Annotated in this window: 14 protein-coding genes; 13 read left to right on the top strand and 1 reads right to left on the bottom strand. The window is 75.8% G+C overall.

Features of this window, described 5'->3' with window-relative positions:
* Positions 1-2 precede the first annotated feature (2 nt).
* From ACZ4MU_RS13305 to ACZ4MU_RS13345, 9 genes are all read left to right on the top strand, one after another.
* A complete protein-coding gene (locus ACZ4MU_RS13305; protein ID WP_467874963.1) occupies positions 3-1,268 on the top strand; it encodes a 6-phospho-beta-glucosidase in 1,266 nt (421 codons plus the stop codon).
* Entirely contained in the window at positions 1,265-2,245 is a 981-nt protein-coding gene (locus tag ACZ4MU_RS13310; protein ID WP_467874966.1) for an N-acetylglucosamine kinase, read from the top strand. The genes ACZ4MU_RS13305 and ACZ4MU_RS13310 overlap by 4 nt, the downstream gene beginning before the upstream one ends.
* 281 nt (positions 2,246-2,526) lie before the next feature.
* Positions 2,527-3,939 carry a hypothetical protein gene (locus tag ACZ4MU_RS13315; RefSeq protein ID WP_467874969.1) on the top strand — a complete coding sequence of 471 codons (1,413 nt, stop codon included), beginning with the start codon at positions 2,527-2,529 and terminating at the stop codon, positions 3,937-3,939.
* A gap of 61 nt (positions 3,940-4,000) precedes the next feature.
* Positions 4,001-4,978, top strand: coding sequence for a glutamate ABC transporter substrate-binding protein (locus ACZ4MU_RS13320; RefSeq protein WP_467874971.1), 978 nt, complete (start codon positions 4,001-4,003; stop codon positions 4,976-4,978).
* A 58-nt stretch (positions 4,979-5,036) separates the two neighbouring features.
* Complete coding sequence (locus ACZ4MU_RS13325; RefSeq protein WP_467874974.1) at positions 5,037-6,365, top strand: coiled-coil domain-containing protein; 1,329 nt, start codon at positions 5,037-5,039, stop codon at positions 6,363-6,365.
* 50 nt (positions 6,366-6,415) lie between these two features.
* Entirely contained in the window at positions 6,416-9,076 is a 2,661-nt protein-coding gene (locus ACZ4MU_RS13330; RefSeq protein WP_467875514.1) for a tetratricopeptide repeat protein, read from the top strand.
* Positions 9,077-9,079: 3 nt separating this feature from the next.
* Positions 9,080-10,393 carry a PP2C family protein-serine/threonine phosphatase gene (locus ACZ4MU_RS13335; RefSeq protein WP_467874977.1) on the top strand — a complete coding sequence of 438 codons (1,314 nt, stop codon included), beginning with the start codon at positions 9,080-9,082 and terminating at the stop codon, positions 10,391-10,393.
* Positions 10,394-10,459: 66 nt separating this feature from the next.
* Positions 10,460-11,812: a vWA domain-containing protein gene (locus ACZ4MU_RS13340; protein ID WP_467874980.1), complete on the top strand. Its 1,353-nt coding sequence runs from the start codon at positions 10,460-10,462 to the stop codon at positions 11,810-11,812.
* Between the two features lie 118 nt (positions 11,813-11,930).
* Positions 11,931-13,109: an FHA domain-containing protein gene (locus ACZ4MU_RS13345; protein ID WP_467874983.1), complete on the top strand. Its 1,179-nt coding sequence runs from the start codon at positions 11,931-11,933 to the stop codon at positions 13,107-13,109.
* Between the two features lie 34 nt (positions 13,110-13,143).
* Here ACZ4MU_RS13345 and ACZ4MU_RS13350 read toward each other — a convergent pair whose 3' ends face one another.
* Positions 13,144-14,124, bottom strand: a complete 981-nt coding sequence (locus tag ACZ4MU_RS13350; RefSeq protein ID WP_467874985.1) for a methyltransferase domain-containing protein — start codon at positions 14,122-14,124, stop codon at positions 13,144-13,146.
* A 258-nt stretch (positions 14,125-14,382) separates the two neighbouring features.
* Here ACZ4MU_RS13350 and ACZ4MU_RS13355 point away from each other — a divergent pair, with 258 nt between their 5' ends.
* From ACZ4MU_RS13355 to ACZ4MU_RS13370, 4 genes are all read left to right on the top strand, one after another.
* Positions 14,383-14,787 (top strand): globin, encoded by a 405-nt coding sequence (locus tag ACZ4MU_RS13355; protein ID WP_467874987.1) that lies wholly within the window; start codon positions 14,383-14,385, stop codon positions 14,785-14,787.
* Positions 14,788-14,958: 171 nt separating this feature from the next.
* Entirely contained in the window at positions 14,959-18,267 is a 3,309-nt protein-coding gene (locus tag ACZ4MU_RS13360) for an FtsX-like permease family protein (RefSeq protein ID WP_467874989.1), read from the top strand.
* Between the two features lies 1 nt (position 18,268).
* Positions 18,269-21,004, top strand: a complete 2,736-nt coding sequence (locus tag ACZ4MU_RS13365) for an FtsX-like permease family protein (protein WP_467874992.1) — start codon at positions 18,269-18,271, stop codon at positions 21,002-21,004.
* Entirely contained in the window at positions 21,001-22,014 is a 1,014-nt protein-coding gene (locus ACZ4MU_RS13370; protein ID WP_467874994.1) for an ABC transporter ATP-binding protein, read from the top strand. Before ACZ4MU_RS13365 ends, ACZ4MU_RS13370 begins: the two co-directional genes overlap by 4 nt.
* The last annotated feature ends 59 nt before the right edge of the window (positions 22,015-22,073 follow it).

Raw genomic sequence — 22,073 nt, forward strand, 5'->3', positions numbered from 1 at the left:
AAATGAAGCTCACCGTGGTCGGCGGAGGATCGACCTACACCCCCGAGCTCATCGACGGATTCGCCCGGCTACGGGACACCCTGCCCATCGAGGAACTGGTCCTGGTCGACCCGGCGGCCGACCGGCTGGAGCTGGTCGGCGGGCTCGCCCGGCGCATCTTCGCCAAGCAGGGCCACCCGGGCACCATCACGACCACCTCCGACCTGGACGCGGGCGTCGAGGGTTCGGACGCGGTCCTGCTCCAGCTGCGCGTCGGCGGCCAGGCCGCCCGTGAGCAGGACGAGACCTGGCCGCTGGAGTGCGGCTGCGTGGGCCAGGAGACGACCGGGGCGGGCGGGCTCGCCAAGGCCCTGCGGACCGTCCCGGTGGTCCTGGACATCGCCGAGCGGGTGCGGCGCGCCAACCCGGACGCCTGGATCATCGACTTCACCAACCCGGTGGGCATCGTCACGCGCGCGCTGCTCCAGGCCGGCCACCGGGCGGTCGGGCTCTGCAACGTGGCCATCGGCTTCCAGCGCAGGTTCGCCCGCCTGCTCGGTGTCGCGCCCGGCCGGGTTCATCTCGACCACGTGGGCCTCAACCACCTCACCTGGGAGCTCGGGGTGCGCCTGGGCGGCCCCGACGGAAAGAACGTGCTGCCCGGGCTGCTCGCCGAACACGGCGACGCGGTCGCGGACGACCTGCGCCTGCCCCGGCGGCTCCTGGACCGGCTCGGCGTCGTCCCCTCGTACTATCTGCGCTACTACTACGCACACGACGAGGTCGTACGGGAGCTGGGCACCAAGCCGTCCCGGGCGTCCGAAGTCGCCGAGATGGAACGGCAGTTGCTGACAATGTACGGGGACCCGGCGCTCGACGAGAAGCCGGAGCTGCTGGCCCGGCGGGGCGGTGCCTTCTACTCGGAGGCGGCGGTGGACCTGGCCGCGTCCCTGCTCGGCAACGGAGGCAGCCCGGTGCAGGTGGTCAACACCCGCAACAACGGCACCCTGCCCTTCCTCGCCGACGACGCGGTGATCGAGGTGCAGGCGCGGGTGGGCGCGGACGGCCCGGTGCCGCTCGCCGTGCCGGAGCTCGACCCGCTGTACGCGGGGCTGATCGCGCACGTCACGGCGTACGAGGACCTGGCCCTTGAGGCGGCGCTGCGCGGCGGGCGCGAGCGGGTGTTCCGGGCGCTGCTCGCCCATCCGCTGGTCGGGCAGTACGCGGCGGCGGACGGCCTCACCGACCGGCTGATCGCGCACAACCGGGAGCACCTCGCGTGGGCATGAGCGTGCTGGCGATCGACGCCGGCAACAGCAAGACCGACGTCGCCCTGATCGGCCCCGACGGCACCGTCCTGGGGGCCGCCCGGGGCGGCGGCTTCCGGCCGCCGGCCGTGGGGGTGGAGACGGCGGTGGACGCGCTGGCGGACGCGGTCGGCCGGGCCCGGGCGGCGGCGGGGAACGCCGGACCGGCGGCGGTCGACCACGTCTCGGCGTGTCTGGCCAACGCCGACCTGCCGGTGGAGGAGCTCCGGCTGGCCGAGGCGCTGGCAGCCCGCGGCTGGGGCGGCACGGTCAAGGTCTACAACGACACCTTCGCGATCCTGCGGGCCGGACTGCCGCGCGGCGCCGAACCGCGCGGGGTCGCGGTGGTGTGCGGGGCGGGCATCAACTGCGTCGGCATGACCCCGGACGGCCGCACCGCCCGCTTCCCCGCGCTCGGCAAGATCTCCGGCGACTGGGGCGGGGGCGGCGGACTCGCCGAGGAGGCCCTGTGGTTCGCCGCGCGCGCCGAGGACGGGCGGGGCGCGCCCACCGCGCTGGCCCGGGCGCTGCCGGAGCACTTCGGGCTGGCGTCGGTGTACGCGCTGATCGAGGCGCTCCACCTGGAGCACGTGGCGCCCGCCCGCCGCCACGAACTGGCGCCGGTGCTCTTCGCGGTGGCGGCGGAAGGGGACCCGGTGGCCCGGTCGCTGGTGGACCGCCAGGCCGAGGAGATCGTGGCGCTGGCCGTGGTCGCCCTGGAGCGCCTGGACCTGCTCGACCAGGAGACACCGGTCCTGCTCGGCGGCAGCGTGCTGGCGGCCCGGCACGCCCAACTGGACGACGGGGTGCGTACGTTGCTCGCCGCCCGGGCGCCCAAGGCGGTCCCGCTGGTGGTGGGGGCCTCGCCGGTGCTGGGGGCGGGGCTGCTCGGGCTGGACGAGGTGGGGGCGTCGGCGGAGGTGTTCGAGCGGCTGCGCGGACAGTACGCGGGGGCGTGAGAAACGGGCCGGGCGGCGGGCTGTGGGCCGGGCGGCGCGCAGGAGCGGCCGGGGGCGTGCGCGGGGGAGCGGGGGTGGTGCGCGCGGACTCGTGCGCGGCCCCGTCGCATCGGGTCGCACCGAGGGGAACCGATCCGCGGACTGCGGCGTATACATGGTGGGGAGGCAGCGGGAGCCGGGGCGGAGCAAGCGGGTAACAAGATCAGGTCAACCCTTGTGTGGTGGTCGGTCCCTGCGTCCATACTGCTGGCCAGGCACTCGGTGACCCAGGGGGAGGTCAAGTGGCACACCCGCCGAGCACACACGCACCGCGGACACCGGCGGCGGCGCCGGATCCGGCGCCGCCGGCCGCACCGGTCACGGGGGCCCGGTCCGCGCCCGCACCGCGCCGGGGCGGCTGGGCCACGGCCCGCGAGCGGGTGCGCGCCGCCGCGACGACCGAGCCGGGGCGGCTGTGGATCATCGGCACGGTGGTCGCGCTGCTGGTCGTGGCGTTCGGCGCGGTGACGGCCTGGGAGGTCACCGACCGGGCGGCCGCCGCCGACGACGTGGTGAGCCGCAGCCAGCCGCTGAGCGCCGACGCGGCCTCCATCTACCGCTCGCTGGCGGACGCGGACACCGCGGCCGCCAGCGGCTTCCTCGCGGGCGCCCACGAGTCCCGCGCCGTCCGCGTGCGGTACGAGTCGGACATCGCGACCGCCTCCCGGCTGCTGGTGAAGGCCGCGGCCAACACCACGGGCGCCTCCGACTCCGGGCGCGCGATCGCCTCGCTCAACGAGCAACTGCCGGTCTACAACGGCCTGATCGAGCAGGCCCGCGCCAACAACCGCCAGGGCTTCCCGGTCGGCGGCGCCTATCTGCGGTATGCGAACGAGCAGATGACCAAGCACCTGCTGCCCGCCGCCCAGGACCTCTACGAGGCCGAGACCGACCGGCTCCACCACGACTACGACCAGGCCGAGACCTGGCCGTACGCGGCGCCGGCGGTCGGCGTGGCGGCGCTGGGCGCGCTGTTCTGGGCCCAGCGGCGCACCTACCGGCGCACCAACCGGGTCCTCAACCACGGGCTGCTCGCGGGCAGCGCGGCCTCGCTGGTCGTCCTGCTGTGGCTGGTCGCCGGGCACGCGGTGGCCGCCGCGGACCTGTCGGACTCGCGCACGCACGGCCAGGAGTCGCTGAAGGTGCTCAACGACGCCCGGATCAACTCCCTCCAGGCCCGCGCCAACGAGAACCTGACGCTGGTGGCACGCGGGGCCGTCCTGACCGAGGACGGCAAGGAGGACAAGTACGACGCGGACTACAAGGCGGAGATGAAAGAGCTCGTGGACCAGCTCGGCTCGGCCGGGAGACTGGCCGACGACAGCGCGGGGCGCACCCCGGTCGAGGAGGCGCGCGCCGGCGTCACCGAATGGCAGGCGCGGCACGACAAGGCGCACCAAACCGACACCGAGGGTGACTACGAGGACGCCCTTGAACAGGTCATCGGCGCGACCGGCTCCACCGGCCAGTCCTTCGACCGGGTCGACGCGGCCCTGGAGAAGGCGATCGGGCACGAGCAGCGCGAGTTCACCCGGGCCGCCTCCGACGGCAGGGGCGCGCTGACCGGGCTTCCGCTGGGCGCCGCGGTGCTGGCGGTGCTGGGCGCGGCGGCGGCGGGCGTCGGCGTCAGCCGCAGGCTCGCGGAGTACAGGTGAGCACCGTGGCATGGAGGGGAACACCGGCCCGAGGGGCACAGCGGCCCTGGGAGGAGGCGCGATGAACCGGAACAGCAAGCTCCGAGGCTGGGGCGGCGTGGGCGGGATGGCGCTCGCCTGCGCCGCCGCCGCTTCCCTGCTGGTCCCGCTCTCGCGGCACGAGGCGGGCGCCGAGGGCGCGCGGACCGGCGGCCCCGGTGTGGGACGGGGCGTCCAGGCCAGGGCCGACACCTGCGCCGACCCCGAGGCGAGCCTGCCGCCCTCGTCCGACGACGGGCCGAGCATCGAGAGGATCCGGAAGAACGGCAAGCTGGTCGCGGGCGTCGACCAGAACAGCTTCCGCTGGGGGTACCGCAACCCCGCGAACGGCCGGCTCGAAGGCTTCGACATCGAGCTGGTGCGGGCGATCGCCAAGAACATCCTGGGCGACCCGGACGCGGTCGTCTACCGCGCCATCCCCACCAGCCGGCGCATCCCGGCGCTCCAGAACGGCCAGGTCGACGTCGTCGTGCGGACGATGACCATCAACTGCAAGCGGATCGGCCAGGTCGCGTTCTCCTCGGCGTACTTCCAGGCGGGCCAGCAGGTGCTCGTGCCCGAAGGGTCGAAGATCACCGGCTACGACGACACGCTGAAGGGCAAGAAGGTCTGCGTCGCGGCCGGTTCGACCGCGTTCGACGCGCTGGAGAAGGAGTCGTACGGGGCGGTCTACAAGGACCTGACCGTGCCCAACCAGCTGGACTGCCTGGTGCGCCTCCAGCTCGGCCAGGCCGACGCGGTGGTCACGGACAGCGCGCTCGCCGCGAGCCAGGCGGCCCAGGACCCGTCGGTCCGCCTCACGGGCGCCCCGTTCACCAAGGAGTACTACGGGGTGGCCACCAAGCTGGAGAACACCGATCTGGTCCGCCGGATCAACCAGGTCCTGGTGGACTACCGCAGCGGCGGCGACAACAGCCCGTGGATGAAGGCCTACCGCGAGTGGCTCGCCGCCGACCTGCCCGGGATAACGGGGCCGCCCGAGCCCAAGTACCGTTCCTAGCGCCCGGCTTGACCCGCCCGGCACGACCGCACAGACACGCAGAGCAGAGAGGTGATCGATGGGCGCGGGATCCTTCCCCGGCTCCTCCTCGGGGAGGCCCGTCCGGCCGGTGCTCGACCGGGACGAGGTGGACCGCGCGCTGACCCGGCTCGACGCCGAGCACGAGGCCATCGAGACCTCGCTGCTCGCCCTCCAGGACCACGCGGGCAGACGGCTGCTGGAGGGCGCCGAGCTGACCGGGGTCACCCGGGAGCGCTGGGCCTCGGCCGAGCAGTCGATCACCGTGCTGTGGGCGTACTTCGACGCGTACAAGGCGGCCCTGGACGACGCCCGTGAGCTGCGCGAGCGGCGCCGCTGGCCCTCCCGGGAGGACCTGGTGGAGCTGACCGACCGGCTGCGCGGCGAGTCGGTGACCGTCGCGGGCGCCGCCTCCCAGGCCGCGGCGCCGACCGGCGCCGCCCGGCTGAGCGAGCGGTTCAGCCTGGAGCAGCTGGTGAACCGGATGAACGAGCTGTACGCGCGCTCGCTCGACCTGGTCGTCGCCGCCGACGCGGTGTGGTCGGCGCTGCCCGCCCGGATAGACCTCCTCGCCGCCGAGCTGCACCGGACCCGGGGCCTGGCCCACTCGGTGGGCGTGCGCCCCGGGGAGCACCCGGCGGGCGACGACCTGGAGTCGATCACCGAGGAGCTGGCGTCGCTGCGGGCGCAGGTGGTGTCGGACCCGCTGGCGTTCTGGCTGCCCGCGCCGGGCAGCTCCGCGCCGGGCGGCGGCCGCCCGGACACCGAGCGCTACGACCGGGCCGCCCGCGCCCTGGAGGACGTCCGCCGGGAGATCGACGCGGTGCTGACGGTCCGCCAGGACGCCGAGATGCGGCTGGTGCGGCTGCGGGACGTGCTCTCCCGGGCGGATCGCACCCTCACCGAGGCGCGGGCGGCGCGCGGCGAGGTGCTGGCGAAGATCGCCGCGTCCGAGGTGCCCGCGGTGAGCGGCCCGCCGACCCGGCTCCAGGAGCGCCTGGTGGCCGCCGCCGAGTACCGCAGACACGCCCAGTGGCACCGGCTCTCCCCGCTCCTGGAGTCCCTGGAGCGCGAGGCGGAGGACGAACTGCTGCGCGCGCGGGAGTCGCTGACGGCCGTCACCGCGCCGCTGGCGGTCCGCGCGGAGCTGCGCGGCCGGCTCGACGCGTACAAGGCGAAGGTGGCCCGGCACGGCCTGGCGGAAGACCCGCTGCTCATCGAACGGTACGACGCGGCGCGGCGGATGCTGTGGTCCGCGCCCTGCGATCTGCGCGTCGCCGAGCAGGCGGTGCTGCGGTACCAGCAGGCGGCGGCCGAGGCGCTGGCTCCCCGGCAGCCCGGGCCCGTCGACCAGAGGGGGGAATCGTGAGCGACCACAAGCAGTGCCAGCGCCCCGGCTGCGAGGGCTCCTACGAGGACATGGGCGGCGGCGAGCTGTACTGCGACACCTGCGGCCTGGCGCCGGTGGTGTCGCTGAACGGCGCCATCTCCCCGGCCCCCACGGGGATCACCGCGGGCGCCCGCGGGGACAGCGGCTCCTCCTCCGCCCGCTCCGGGCGCTCCTCGGCCTCCTCGCGCTCCTCCACGTCCCGGCGGTCGGTCTCGGGACGTCTGTCGCGCTCGCTGACCGGGGCGGGCAGCGCGCGCTCGGTCTCGGTGCGCAGCTCCGGCCCGGCGACCGGCACCTCCGGGCGCAGCAGGCTCGGGGCGGGTCTGGTGACCGTGCCGGGCGTACCGCGCCCCGATCCGGCGACGGCGGTGATGGAGCACCCGGAGGTCCCCGAGCGGAAGCGTTTCTGCTCACGTGCGGACTGCGGGGCGCCGGTCGGCCGCTCGCGCGGGGACCGGCCCGGGCGCACCGAGGGCTTCTGCACCAAGTGCGGCCACCCGTACTCGTTCGTGCCCAAGCTGCACCGGGGCGACATCGTGCACGGCCAGTACGAGGTGGCGGGCTGTCTGGCGCACGGCGGCCTCGGCTGGGTCTACCTCGCGGTCGACCGCGCGGTCTCGGACCGCTGGGTGGTCCTCAAGGGCCTGCTCGACACCGGCGACCAGGACGCGATGGCGGCCGCGATCTCCGAGCGCCGCTTCCTCGCCGAGATCGAGCACTCCAACATCGTGCGCATCTACAACTTCGTGGAGCACCTCGACCAGCGCACCGGCTCCATGGACGGCTACATCGTCATGGAGTACGTGGGCGGCAAGTCGCTCAAGGAGATCGCCAACGAGCGGCGCGGCCCGGACGGCAAGCGCGACCCGCTCCCGGTCGAGCAGGCCTGCGCGTACGGGATCGAGGCGCTGGAGGCGCTCGGCCATCTGCACAGCCGCAACCTGCTCTACTGCGACTTCAAGGTCGACAACGCCATCCAGACCGAGGACCAGCTCAAGCTGATCGACATGGGCGCGGTGCGCCGGATGGACGACGACGAGTCGGCCATCTACGGCACGGTCGGCTACCAGGCCCCCGAGGTCGCCGAGGCGGGTCCCTCCGTCGCCTCCGACCTGTACACGGTCGCGCGCACGCTCGCGGTGCTCACCTTCGACTTCCAGGGCTACACCAACGTCTTCGCGGACAGCCTGCCGGACCCCGACCACATCGAGGTCTTCCGTACGTACGAGTCGTTCTACCGGTTCCTCGTACGGGCCACCGACCCCGACCCGGCGCGCCGGTTCGCCTCCGCCCAGGAGATGGCCGAGCAGCTCACCGGGGTGCTGCGGGAGGTCGTGGCGCTCCAGACCGGCCGCCCGCGCCCCGCCCTGTCCACCCTGTTCGGCACCGAACTGCGGGTCACCGACACGACGTTGTTCGCCGAGCTCACCGGTGACGTGTCCGCGCTCGGGGCGCGACCGGTGCCCGAGAGCCGGTGGACGCGCAGACGCGCGGCGCGCCCCCGCACGAACGGCGCCCCGGCGCCGGACGGCGCCCCCTCCGCCGTGGTCCACCCGGGCGGGGGCGCGGTGCCCGTCGCCGTGGCCGGGCCGACCGTCACCGCCGCGCCGCACCCCTCCCCCGGCACCGGCGCGGCGGTGCCCGGCGGCGCACCCGCGCACACCGCCCTCGTCCCCGCGCCCCGCACGGGCGGCGCCCCGGCCCCGTACGGCACGGGAGCGGGCGGCGACGGCTACCTGCGTCCGCTGGACGCGCCCGCCACCGCGCTCGCACTGCCGGTGCCGCACGTGGACCCGGGCGATCCCAACGCCGGTTTCCTGGCGGGCCTGATGGGCGCCGCGCCCGCCGAGCTCATCGCCGCGCTGCGCACCGCGCCCGCCAACTCGGTGGAGAAGCGGCTGCGCGAGCTGCGCGCCCGGCTCGACCTCGGCGAACTCCTCTCGGCCGCCCGGAGTCTTGAGTCCCTGGAGGCCGACCACCCCGACGACTGGCGGGTCGTGTGGTACCGGGGCGTGGCCTCGCTGGTCTCCGGCGACCACGAGAACGCCGCGCTCTCCTTCGACGCCGTCTACGACGCCTTCCCGGGCGAGCCGACGCCCAAGCTGGCGCTCGGGGTGTGCGCGGAGGTGCTGGGCCAGCTCGACAACGCCGCCGAGTACTACCGGCTGGTGTGGACGACGGACCCCAGCTACGTCAGCGCCGCGTTCGGCCTGGCCCGGGTGCAGCTGGCCGCGGGCGACCGCGAGGCGGCCGTGGCCACCCTGGAGTCGGTGCCGGAGGCCTCGATCCACTACACGGCGGCCCGGGTCGCCGCCGTGCGGGCGAGGCTGCGCCGGCGCGACCCGGGCGACGCGCTGCTGGCCGATCTGCGGGCCGCGGCGGACCAGGTGGAGGCGCTCCAGCACCTGGGCCTGGACGCGGTGCGCCGCGAGCGACTGGCCACCGAGGTCCTCGGCACCGCGCTCGACTGGGTACTCTCCCAAGGCCGGGGCGGCCCCGGTGAGGGCGGGCGGCCCGGCCACGGCCCGGGCGGCGGGGCCATACTGCTGGGCAGCGAGCTGGACGAACGGGGCCTGCGCTTCGGCCTGGAGCGTTCGTACCGGGTGCTCGCCCGGCTCGCCGGCAGCGGCGAGGAGCGGATCGAACTGGTGGAGCGGGCCAACCGCTTCCGCCCCCGGACGTGGGTGTGATTGATGGCGCAGATGCACCAGCCGGCAACCGGGACGTGCCCCGGCTGCCACGAACCGCTGGAGTCGGGCGACCGGTACTGCGGAGCCTGCGGGTACGACCTGTCGGCCGTGCCCGTGGCCGCGGCGGACAGCCCGACGGTGGTCCTGGGCAGCCCGGTGGCGGGTGAGGCATGGCCCGCCGCGCGCGCGGCGGAGGGTCCGGCGGCCCCGGTGCACCTGCCCACCGACCTGCCCGGCACCGACTCGGGCGGCTCCCCGCTGCCCGGGCCCGTACGGCACGACGAGCCCGGCGGTGACCCGGCGGCCACGGAGTACCCGCTCCAGGCGCCCGACCCCCGCGCGGCCGACCCGGCCGCCCTCGGGGACCAGGCCACCCACGTCAGCACGCCCCTGAAGGTCTGTGTGGCCTGCCGGGCCGGGCGGGTCGACGACGACGGGTACTGCGAGAACTGCGGCCATGCCCAGCCGCGCGAGCGCGACCACATGGAGCAGGAGCTCGGCCCGGTGGCGGCAGTCAGCGACCGGGGCCTGCGCCACCACCGCAACGAGGACGCGTTCGCCGTGTCCACCACCGCACTGCCCGACGGCTCGCCCGCCGTGGTCGCGATCGTCTGCGACGGCGTCTCCTCCGCCACCCGTCCCGACGAGGCCTCGGCGGCCGCGGCGGCCCGTGCCAACGAGTCGCTGCTCCAGGCGCTGCCTCAGGGCACGCACCCCCAGCAGGCGATGCACGAGGCGATCGTGGCCGCCGCCGAGGCGGTCAACTCCCTGGCCGGCCCGCAGGGGTCGGCGCTCGACCACGACCCGCAGCGCCACCAGAACGCCCCGGCCTGCACCCTGGTCGGCGCCATCGCCGCGGGCGGTCTGCTGGTGGTCGGCTGGGTCGGCGACAGCCGCGCCTACTGGGTGCCCGACGACCGTACGACCCCGCCCGCCCGGCTGACCGAGGACGATTCCTGGGCCGCGCAGATGGTCGCGGCGGGCCTGATGAGCGAGGCCGACGCGTACGCGGACGAGCGGGCGCACGCCATCACGGGCTGGCTGGGCGCCGACGCCTACGAACTGGAGCCGCACACCGCCGCGTTCAAGCCGGACCGCTCCGGAGTGGTCGTGGTCTGCACCGACGGGCTGTGGAACTACGCCGAGGGCGCCGAGGAGATGGCCGGGGCCGTGCCGGCGGACGCCGCCGAACGGCCGCTGCACAGCGCCCAGGTGCTGGTCGGCCACGCCCTGGACGGCGGGGGCCACGACAACGTAACAGTGGCCGTCGTGCCGTTCGCGGTCCCCCGGCCCGGGGCAGGATCCGCCTACCACTAGGCCGTGCCACCTGTTTTCCCCGCATTCTCGTCTCTTCAGGCCCACAAGCCTCAAGGAGCCCCACAGATGGCCAACTTCTCCAAGCCGCCCGCGCCCCGGTTCTCCGTCGAGGTCTACCAGAACGAGTACCTGCCGGAGGGCGGCCGCGAGGTCAACGCGATCGTCACGGTGACGTCGACGGGCGGGACCGGCGGGGCCGCGCCGACCGGGGCCACGCTCTCGCCCTCGGCCCTGCCGGGGCAGGCGGCCGGCGCCGCCGTGGTGATCATGGTCGACTGCTCGGGGTCGATGGACTATCCGCCGACGAAGATGCGCAACGCGCGCGACGCGACGGCCGCCGCGATCGACACCCTGCGCGACGGCGTGACGTTCGCGGTGGTCGCGGGCACCCACCAGGCCAAGGAGGTCTACCCGGGCGACGGGCGCCTGGCCACCGCCGGCCCGCACACCCGCGCCGAGGCCAAGGAGGCGCTGCGCAAGCTGAGCGCGGGCGGCGGCACCGCCATCGGTACCTGGCTGCGGCTCGCCGACCGGCTGCTGAGCTCGGCCGACGTACCGATCCGGCACGGCATCCTGCTCACCGACGGCCGCAACGAACACGAGTCGCCCGCCGATCTGAAGGCCGCCCTGGACGCCTGCGCGGGCCGCTTCACCTGCGACGCGCGCGGGGTCGGCACCGACTGGGAGGTCAAGGAGGTCACGCAGATCGCCTCCGCGCTGCTCGGCACCGCCGACATCGTGGCCGATCCCTCGGGCCTGGCCGCGGACTTCACGCGGATGATGGAGAACGCGATGGGCAAGGAGGTCGCGGACGTCGCGCTGCGGCTGTGGACGCCGGTCGGCGTGGAGATCGCGTTCATCAAGCAGGTCGCACCCGCCGTCGAGGACCTGACCGGCCGCCGAACCGGGGCGGGACCGCGCGCCGGGGACTACCCGACGGGCTCGTGGGGCGACGAGTCGCGGGACTACCACGTGTGCGTGCGGGTCCCCGAGGCCGGAATCGGCCAGGAGATGCTCGCCGCCCGGGTCTCCCTGATCCTGCCCGACCCGGCGGGCGGCACCCCCCAGACCCTCTCGCAGGGGCTGGTCCGGGCGGTGTGGACCGAGGACATGGCCGCCTCCACCGCGATCAACCCCCAGGTCGCCCACTACACGGGTCAGGCCGAACTGGCTCAGGTCATCCAACAGGGCCTGGATGCCCGCAAGTCGGGCGATATCGACGGCGCCACCGCCAAACTCGGCCGGGCCGTCCAGCTCGCCGCCGCCTCCGGGAACGCCGATACGGCGAAGCTGCTCGCGAAGGTGGTGGACGTCGTCGACGAGGCGACCGGTACTGTGCGACTGAAGGCGAAGGTCGCGGAGGCGGACGAGATGACTCTCGAAACCCGCTCGACGAAGACCGTACGCGTGAAGAAGTGACGACGGGAACGACCCGGGCACGGGCCCGGGAGCGAGCCGCCCCGAGCGGTGCGCGGCAGCGAGACCACGAGAGCGCCCCGGCCCGAGGGGCCGGACGAGGAGAGGGGGAAGCGACTCCATGCCGACCTGCCCGAACGGACACCAGTCGGGTTCCGACGACTGGTGCGAGGTCTGCGGCCATCGCATGGGCGCCGTGCCGCCGCCTCCCCCGCCCCCGCCGGCCTTCCCCGGACCGCCCCCGCAGGGCGGCTACGGCTACCCCGGCGCCGAGGCGCCCGCCGCCCCCGCGGAGCTCTGCCCGCAGTGCCGCACGCCCCGGGAGGGCAACACGCCCTTCTGCGAGGAGTGCCGCTGGAACTACCTCACCCGCACGGCGACCTCGTACACCCCGCTGGCGCCCCAGCCCTCCCCCGGGCGGAGCGAGGGCCTGAACCTGCCGCCCGGGTTCCAGTCGCCGCCGCGCCACACCCAGGCGCCTCCGGCGCCCCCGGCCCAGCAGCAGCGCGACCCGTTCGAGTACCAGAGCTCGCGGCCCTCGCAGGTCAACCGGCCCGCGGAGCCGCTCACCGGCGACCCCTCGCAGCAGCAGGGGCCCCCGCAGGCGTTCCGCCAGGGCCCGCCGCCCCCGCCGAACGGGGGCACGCCCCCGCGGCAGGGTCCGCCGCCGCACTTCCAGCAGGGGCCGCCCGCCCCGCCGGCCTTCCAGCAGGCGGGACCGCCGGCGCCCCCGGTGATCCAGCCGCCGGCCCGCGCGGAGGACGACGACTGGATGATCCAGCCGCCGTCCCAGCCACACCCGCCGCAGCAGCACACCCAGGCACCGCAGGCTCCCCAGGCCCCGCAGCAGCCCCAGCCGCCCCAGCAGCAGTTCCAGGCCCCGGCCACCCCCCAGCTCGGCTGGACGGTGACCATCGGCCCGGACCGCGAGTACTTCATGGCGATGATGCAGCGCAGCGGCCCCGAGGCCGCCGGGCTCAATCTGCCCGCGTACTCGCCCGAGCAGCAGCGCCGCCTCACCGGCAGCCAGCTCACCATCGGCCGCCGCCGCCACTCCACCGGCGAGGCGCCCGACATCGACCTGGCCGTGCCGCCGGAGGACCCGGGCGTCTCGCACCAGCACGCGGTCCTGGTCCAGCAGCCCGACGGCGGCTGGGCGGTGGTCGACCAGAACTCCACCAACGGCACCACCATCAACGGCGCCGAGGAGCCCATCCAGCCCTATGTGCCGGTCCCGCTCCAGGACGGCGACCGGGTGCACGTGGGCGCCTGGACGACGCTGACCGTCCGCCGGGGATAGTTGCCCCGGTGGGCGGACACCGCCTGCCGTGCCGTCAGGACGCGTCCTGCGGCGCGGCGTCCCGCAGGGGCCAGGTGTGCGGCCCCCGCGGGTCGTCCAGCCAGGCCCACTGGCGCCCGCCGCCGACCGTCACGCCGAAGCGCTCGCGCCGGGGCCGCCCCTCGCGCTGCCACAGCGCGTACGCCTCGTACGGGTCCAGGCTGTCCGCGGTGAGCGCCAGCAGGAAGCGGAAGAGCTCGTTCTCCAGCCCCGGGCGGGTCGGTCCGTCGCGCCGCGCGGCCTCGGGCGCGGGCGTGGCGCCCCGCAGCGGGACGAAGTAGGCCGGGGTGTCCAGGAAGTGCCCCTCGGCGTGCTGGGCGTCGCGCACCTCCAGCAGGATCAGGCCGGTGGCGAGCGGGGCCTCGATCAGCGCGCCGGGCACGCACTGCGCCAGCCATCCGGCCGGGACCGACGGCAGGGTGCAGGTGGCGATGATCCGGTCGAAGGGCGCCCGGGCCGGGCAGCCGCGCGCCCCGTCGCCGGTCACCACCGCCGGGCGGAACCCCGCGGCCGTCAGATGCGTCCGGGCCGACTCGGTGATCTCCGGCTCCAGGTCGACGGTGGTGACCCGCTCCTCGCCGAGGCGGTGGCTCAGCAGCGCCGCGTTGTAGCCGGTCCCGGCACCGATCTCCAGGACCGTGTGCCCGTCCCGGACGTCCAGGACCTCCAGCATCCGCGCCATCAGCGACGGCTGGCTGCTGGAGGAGAGCAGTTCCCCGTCGCGCAGCCGGGTGGCCAGCGGGATGTCGGTGTAGACCCCTTCCAGCCAGCGCGCCCGGCGCTCCGGGTCCGGGTCCTCCCCCCACAGCCGCTCGTAGCCGCCGGACCGCCCGACGAAGTAGTACGGCACGAAGAGGTGGCGGGGCACCTCCTCGAAGGCGGCCCGCCAGGCCGGGTCGGCGAGCCCGCCGCCGGCGGCGATCTCCGCGACGAGGGCCGCCCGCGCCTCGGCGGCCGGATCCCGGTATGCGCCCATAGGTCCACTGTGCTGCGCCGGGGCCCGGGAGGCGAGCGGTCGTACGCCCGCACGGCCCCCGGGCGGACGGTCCCGGGCCTGTCGCCACCTTCGCGCCGGCGCCCGGCAGACGGGGATGTGCCGACAGGTCCTAGGCCCCAGGTCCTCGGCCGCCCCATCTGAGACCATGGACGTGTGCTGCATCTCCCGGGGGACGACCCCCGGGCCCCCGGCCGAGCCCCGGGGGCCGGGCCGAATGACATTGCGAGGCATACACAGGTGAACGAGATTCCGCGCGGCACGCTCCAGGAGCAGACCTTCTACGAGCAGGTCGGCGGCGAGGAGACGTTCCGGCGCCTGGTCCACCGGTTCTACCAGGGCGTCGCCGAGGACCCGCTGCTGCGGCCGATGTACCCGGAGGACGACCTGGGTCCGGCCGAGGAGCGGCTCCTCCTCTTCCTGATCCAGTACTGGGGCGGCCCGCGCACCTACAGCGACCACCGCGGCCACCCCCGGCTGCGGATGCGCCACGCGCCGTTCACCGTCGACCGCGCCGCCCATGACGCCTGGCTGACCCATATGCGGACGGCCGTGGACGAGCTGGGGCTCTCCCCGGAGCACGAGACGACGCTGTGGAACTACCTGACGTACGCGGCCGCCTCGATGGTCAACACCGCCGAATAGACCGGAACTTCACCCTCCGCCCCTCCCGTCCCCGGAATGCGGGACTCCGGGAGCGCATTGCGGTCACGATCCGGTCAAGGTGACCCCGCAAGCAGTTTCCCCCGCCCCACGCCCTCTGAAAGCATCCGTACAGACTTTCGGGGGCAGGGCGGGACAGGGTCTGGGGGCCGGGTGGCGGGGTTCGTGTTTCTGCGGGTGCGCGCGCACCGGCTGCTGCTCGCCGCCGCGCTGCTCGCGGTGGTGCTGACCACCTCGGTGCTCGCCGCCCTGACCGCGTTCTCCGGCTCCATCGGGGACGCGGCCCTGCGCCACACCCTCACCACCCGGTCCGCCGCACCCGCCGCGCTGGTCGTCAAGGCGGCCGTCCCCGAGGCGAAACGGCCGGCCGCCGACGCCGCCGTACGGGCGGGCGCGAGCCGCACCTTCGACCGGCTCCCCGTCACCACGGCCACGTTGACGCAGTCCGGGCCGTACGCCCTGCCGCGCGCCCTCCAGTCGCCCGACGCCCGCAAGGGCGACCAGCCCGACCTCACGCTCTTCGCCGCCGTCGACCGCAGCCGCGTCAGACTGACCGGCGGCGGCTGGCCCGCGCCGCCGGGCGCCGGAGGCGAGATCCAGGCCGCGCTGCCCGAGAGCGCCGCCGCCCGGCTCGGCCTGCGCCACTGGCCCACCAGGCTGACCCTCACCGACCGGCTCAGCGGCCCGGCCGTACAGGTCCGGATCACCGGCGTCTACCGGCCCGTCGACATCACCGACGCGTACTGGCAGCTGGACGACCTCGGCGGCCGGGGCTCGCGCCGGGTCAACTTCACCACGTACGGGCCGCTCCTCACCGACCCCGCCGCGCTCACCGGCGGACGGCTCAGCGCCGGGCAGCGGTCCTGGCTGGCCACCGCCGACTTCTCCGCCCTGACCACCGACCGCGTCGGCGCCCTGCGCGCCGCGGCCGAGTCCGGGCCCAAGTCCCTGGTGGGCGGCGGGGTGTTCGCGGGCGACGCGACCGCCACCACCGGACTGCCCGACGTGCTCGACGGGGCCGAGCGCTCACTGCTCGTCTCCCGCTCGACCCTGCTGATCGTGGCCCTGCAACTGGTGCTGCTCGCCGGCTACGCGCTGCTGCTCGTGGCCCGGCTGCTCAGCAGCGAGCGCACCGGCGAGACCGAGCTGCTGCGGGCGCGCGGCGGCTCCCGCGCCCGCCTCCTCGGCCTCTCCGCCACCGAGGCGCTACTGCTCGCCGTCCCTGCGGCGGTCGGCGCGCCGCTGCTGTCCGGCCCGCTCACCCGGCTCCTCGCGGGCCACGGCCCGCTCGCCCGCAGCGGCGTCCATCTGAAGACCTCCCCCACCGGCACGGTGTGGCTGGTGGCGGCGCTGGTCGCGCTGGGGTGTGCGGCCGCCGTGGTGGCCCCGGCCCTCTCGGCCGGGCGGGCCAACCGCGGCCGGGCCGCCGCCCTGCCCGCCTCCGTACGCGCCGGGGCCGACGTCGGGCTCCTGGTGATCGCGGGTGTCGCCTACTGGCAACTGGACCGCCAGACCTCCGGTTCCGGGGCGCTCAGCGACACCGGCACCGGCGGCCTCGGCATCGACCCGCTCCTGGTGGCCGCGCCCGCCCTCGCCCTGCTCGCCGGGACCGTACTGACCCTGCGGCTGCTGCCGCCCGCGGCCCGGCTCGCCGAACGGCGGGCCGCGAGCGGGCGCGGACTCCCGGCGGCGCTCGCGGGCTGGCAGTTCAGCCGCCGCCCGCTGCGCGGCGCGGGCCCGGTGCTGCTGCTGGTGCTCGCGGTTGCCATGGGCATGCTGGCGATCGGCCAGTCCGCCTCCTGGGACCGCTCGCAGCAGGACCAGGCGGACTTCCGCGCGGGCACCTCGGTCCGGGTCTCCGGGTCGAGCCTGAACGGCTTCGGCCAGGCCGGTTCGTACGACCGCGTCCCCGGCGTGACGACGGTGGCCCCGGCGGCCCGCTCCTCGCTGGAGCTCTCCGGCGGGCGCTCCGGGACACTGCTGGCCCTCGACACCGCGCACGCGGACGGCCTGCTGCTCCGCCCCGACCTCGGCGACCGGTCCGCCCGCGCCCTCCTCGCCGGACTCACCCCGCGCCGGACGGCCCGCGGCGGGGTGGCGCTCCCGGCGGACGCCGCCGAGCTCGTCCTCGGCCTGCGGATCGACAGCGCGGGCGCCCCGGGCCGGGCCTCCTCCGACCCGCTCACGGTGAACGTGACGGCGGTGGTCGAGGACCGGTTCGGCATCCAGTACCGCCTCCCGGCCGGGACCCTGGAGGCTGACGGGCGGGCGGCCGAGCGCCGGCTCTCCCTCGACCTGGCGGCCGGCGCGCCGGTGGGCCGCCCGGCCGCGCCGCTCGGCCTCACCGCCCTGCACCTGGAATTCAGCGTGCCGGTCCACGACGAGCAGCAGCGGTTCACCGTGAGCGGGCTGAAGACCGTGGCGCGGGACGGGCGCAGCACCGCCGTCCCGGTGCCCGCGGCCGACGCCTGGCGGGCCACCTCGATGGAGGTTGCCACCCGCCCCACCGGCGTGGTGGCCCTGACGCCGAGGACCGACGGGCAGGGCCTCGGCGTGCCGTACACCACGGGATCGAGCCCGCCGGCCGGCCCGTTCTCGACCTCGGTTCCCAGCCGTACCGTCCGGCTCACCGCCGTACGGCCCGCCGCTCCCGCGCTGACCGCGATCGCCACCGACCGGTTCCTGGCCTCCAGCGGCACCCGGGTCGGCCAGACCGTCACGGCCGTCCTGGCCGGTCAGACCCTGCGCGCGAAGGTCGTCGACCGGATGGGCGCGTTCCCCACGACCGGGCCCGGCGCGCGGAGCACCCCCGACGACGGCCGCGACGGCGGCGCGCTCCTGCTCGACCTGCGCGCCGTCAACGAGGTGCTCGCAGGTACCGGCGACAGCCTCGCCCCGACCGAGTGGTGGCTCACCACCGCCCCCGGCGGCGCGGCCCGCGCCGCCGCCGCGCTGCGGGCCCGGCCCGACATGGACCCGCAGCAGGTGGTGGTGCGCGCGGAGGTCGCCGAGCAGTTGCGCGACGACCCGCTGGGCGCGGGCCCGCAGGCCGCGCTCATCGCCGCGGCGATCGCGGCGGCGGCCCTGGCGGCGGTCGGCTTCGGCGTGAGCGCGGCGGGCTCGCTGCGCGAACGCGGCGCCGAGTTCGCCGTGCTGCGGGCCCTGGGCGCCCCGCGCCGCCAGCTGGCCCGGCTGATCGCGGCCGAGCAGGGGGTGCTGATCGCGCTGGCGCTGCTGGTGGGCCTGGCACTGGGCGAGGTGCTGACCCGTGCGGTGGTGCCGCTGATCGTGCTGACCGGGCAGGCCACCCAGCCGGTGCCCAAGGTGCTGGTGGAGCTGCCCGCCGGGCGGCTCGCCGTGCTCTTCGCGGGAGTCGCCGCCGTACCGCTGCTGATCGTCGCGGTGCTGGCGCTGCGGCGCACCGACCCGGCGGTCTCGCTGCGCCACCAGGGGGACAACTGACATGAGTGCCAAGGCCGTCGCCCCCTGGGTGCGCACCCGGCTGCGGACCGCGCCGGGCGCCGCGGGCGCGCTCGCCCTGCTGGTGACGCTCACCGCGTTCCTGGCCGCCGCGCTGCCGCGCGGGGTCGACGGGTACGAGGACCGGGGCCTGCGCCACGCGGTGGCGTCGGCGGCCCCGGAGAACGCGGTGCTGCGCCTGGCCGCCATGCTGCCCGCCGCCGGCGATCCCCAGCACCCCGACCCCGACACCGGCGCCGCGCTCCGCCCACGAGCCATGGAGCAGGGCTACCGCGAGCAGGTGGCGGCGGTCCCGGCACCGCTGCGGGCGGACGAGGGGCAGTCGGCGTACGGGGTGCGCACCACCCAGAAGGTGCTCACGGACCCCCGGCTCGACCCCTGGCTGCCCCGGCCCGAGGGCCTGCCGCCGCGGCTGCTGATCGCCTCCCGGTCGTCGTTGGCCGACCACGCCCGCCTGGTCGGCGGACGGCTGCCCACCGCGACGGCGAACGCCGCCTCCCGCACGGCGGAGGCCGCGGTGACCACCGCGACCGCCAAGGCGCTGCGCCTCTCGCCCGGTTCGGTCGTCCACGTGCCCGGCGCCAAGGACGAACCCCTCGCGATCCGGATCACCGGGATCGTGCGGCCCGTGGAACCCGAGGCGAGCTACTGGGCCACCGCCGCGGTGCTGCGCGGCCCCGAGCTCGTCCCGGTGTCCCCCCAGCCGGACGCCCCGCACTACTGGTACGCGGGTCTGCTGCTCGGCGAGGGCTCGGCGCCCGCCCTCCTCGACGCGGGCGGCAGCCCCGAGGTGTACGCGGACATCGCCCCGGCCACGGACGCCATGAACGCCCGCCGACTCCACGCCCTCTCCACCTCGGTGGCCTCCCTGGAGGGCGGCCCGGCGCTCGCCGCGCTGCGCCAGACGTCCGGCCCCGGCACCACGGCCGCCACCGAACTAGACGCGGTCTTCACCCGCTACGCCTCCGTACGCGCTTCCATCACCCCGGTGGTCGCCGTCGCCACCTTCGGAACGGGGACGGTCGCGGCCGTGGTCCTGCTGATGGCGGGCGGCCTCGCGGCAGCCCGCCGTACCGCCGAACTGGCCCTGCTGCGCGCCCGGGGCGGCTCGCTGCCCGGCATCGGCGCCCGGCTGGCCGCCGAGACGGCGGTGGTGGCGCTCCCTTCGGCGGCCCTGGGCCTGGCCCTCGCGGTCCTGACCGTACGCGGCGGACGGCTCGGCCCCGCCCTGCTCGCGGCGACTGTGGTGGCGGCGGTGTCGTGCCTGGCCCTGCCGGTACGGGCGGTGGTCGCCCACCGCACGGTCCGCACCGCCGCCGACCGCGACGACCTGGTACGCGCCCGCCCCACCCTGCGCCGCACGGTGGCCGAACTGACGCTGCTGGTCCTGGCGGCGGGCGCGGTCTACGCCCTGCGCCGGCGCAGCACGGCGGCGGGCTCCGACACGCTGGTCAGCTCGGCGCCGGTGCTGATCGGCGTGATCGCGGCGCTGGTCCTCGTCCGGCTGTATCCGCTGCCCCTGCGCTGGGCGGCCCGCCCGGCCGCGCGGCTGCGCGGCACGGTCGGCTTCCTCTCGCTGGCCCGCGCGGGCCGCGCCCCCGGCGGCGGGGCCCTCCCGCTGCTCGCCCTGCTCACGGCGCTGACCACGGCCGCGTTCGGCGGCTCGGTGCTGGCCGGGGTGGCGGACGCGCGCGACCGGGCGGCGCTGTACGCCACGGGCGCGGACGCCCGGATCGACAGCCAGGGACCGTTGCCGCCGGGCCTCGCGGACCGGGTCACCAGGGTCGGCGGGGTGGCGCGGGTGGCAGCGGCACGCGTCGAGTACGGCGTGCGGCTACCCTCCGGCGACAAGGTCGCGGTGGTCGGCGCGGACCCGTCCCCGTACGCCCGTCTCACCGCGGGCACCGGCCTGGGCGCGATCCGCGCCGACGATCTCAGGGCCCGCCGCGGCGGGGCCCTGGCGGCGATCGCGTCACCGAAGGTGGCGGCCGGCCTGGGCCGGGGACCGCGGGAGGTACGGGTGGCGGGCTACCGCCTGATGGTCGAGGTGGTGGCGGTGCGCGAGCGCACCCCGGCCGTACCGCGCGGCGACTACCTGCTGGTGGACGTGGCCGGACTGGGCGCGCGGGAGCCGACGACGCTGCTGGTGGCGGGGACGGGCCTGGACGCGGCGGCCCTGCGCCGCACGGTGACGCCCGCCCGTTCCGTGGACGCCCCCACGGTCCAGCTCCGCTCGCAGGCCCGGGACAGGCTGATCGACTCCCCGCTCCAGTCGGGGGCGGAAGGGGTGTACGGGGCGGCGGTGGCGGCGGGCGGCGGGTACGCGGTGCTGGCGCTGCTGCTCTCGCTGCTGCGGGGCGCGCCGGAGCGGTCGGCACTCCTTGCGAGGCTGCGGACGATGGGCCTGACCCGCCGCCAGGGCCGCCGGCTGCTGATCCTGGAGGCACTGCCGCAGGCGGCCCTGGCCGCGCTCGGCGGCGCGCTGACGGGCTGGGCGGCCACCGAGCTGCTGGCCCCCGGGGTGGACCTGACCGGCCTGGCCCTCGCGGCCTCGCCGTCGACGGCCGCGGCCGGGGGTGGCCTGCGCACGGACCCGCTGTCGCTCCTGGTCCCGGCGGTGTGTGTGGTGGCACTGGCGGCGGCGGTGGCGGCGGCACAGGCGTGGTGGACGAGCCGGCGTGGCTCGGTCACGGAGCTGAGGGCGGGAGACGCGAGATGACGGGGACGGGGACGGAGACGAGGGCGGGGTCCGGAGCGGGGGCGGGACCTGAGGCAGGGTCCGGGTCTCGGGCGCGCACGCTGTCGGAGCTGGAGGAGCGGGCGGCCGCGCGGCGCGACCGCCCGGCATACGGCCATGACGCCCTGATCGCCTGCGACCGCCTGGTCCGGATCTTCACCACGGACGGGGTGGAGGTCCAGGCGTTGCAGGGCCTGGACCTGCTGGTCACCGAGGGCGAGCTGATGGCCCTGGTGGGAGCGTCCGGGAGCGGGAAGTCCACGCTGATGAACATCCTGGCGGGCCTGGACGTGCCCACGGCGGGCCAGGCGAAGGTGGCGGGCCGGGACCTGCTGGCGATGGACGCGAAGGCGAGGCTGGACTACCGCAGGGAGGTGGTCGGCTTCGTCTGGCAGCAGACGGCGAGGAACCTCCTCCCGTACCTGACGGCCGCTCAGAACATCTCTCTGCCGCTCCAGTTGCGCGGCCGTCGCGCGAAGAACCGGTCGACGCGCGCGGACGACCTCCTCACGCTCCTGGAGGTGGCCCACTGCCGCGACCGCCGCCCCCACCAGATGTCCGGCGGCGAACAGCAGCGCGTGGCGATCGCGGTCGCCCTCGCCAACAACCCGGCGGTCCTGCTGGCGGACGAGCCGACGGGCGAACTCGACTCCGCCACGGCGGAGCAGATCTTCGCGGCCTTCCGCAAGGCGAACGAGGAACTGGGCACGACGATCGTCATCGTCACCCACGACCAGACGGTCGCGACGGAGGTCCGCCGCACGGTGGCGATCCGCGACGGCCGCACCTCGACGGAGGTCCTGCGCCGCACCCACCTGAACGAACAGACGGGCGAGGAGTCGGTGACCTCCCGCGAATACGCCATGCTCGACAGAGCGGGCCGCCTCCAACTCCCCAAGGAGTACACGGAGGCCCTGGCCATGGAACGCCGAGTCCTCCTGGAACTGGAACAGGACCACATCCAGGTGTGGCCGGACGGGGGTGGGGAGTAGGGGCCTCGCGGGGCGGGGGGCGTGGGGCGTCTGGGGGTGCGGGGTGCGCGGATGCGGGT

The sequence above is a fragment of the Streptomyces sp. NPDC026377 genome (assembly GCF_055567715.1).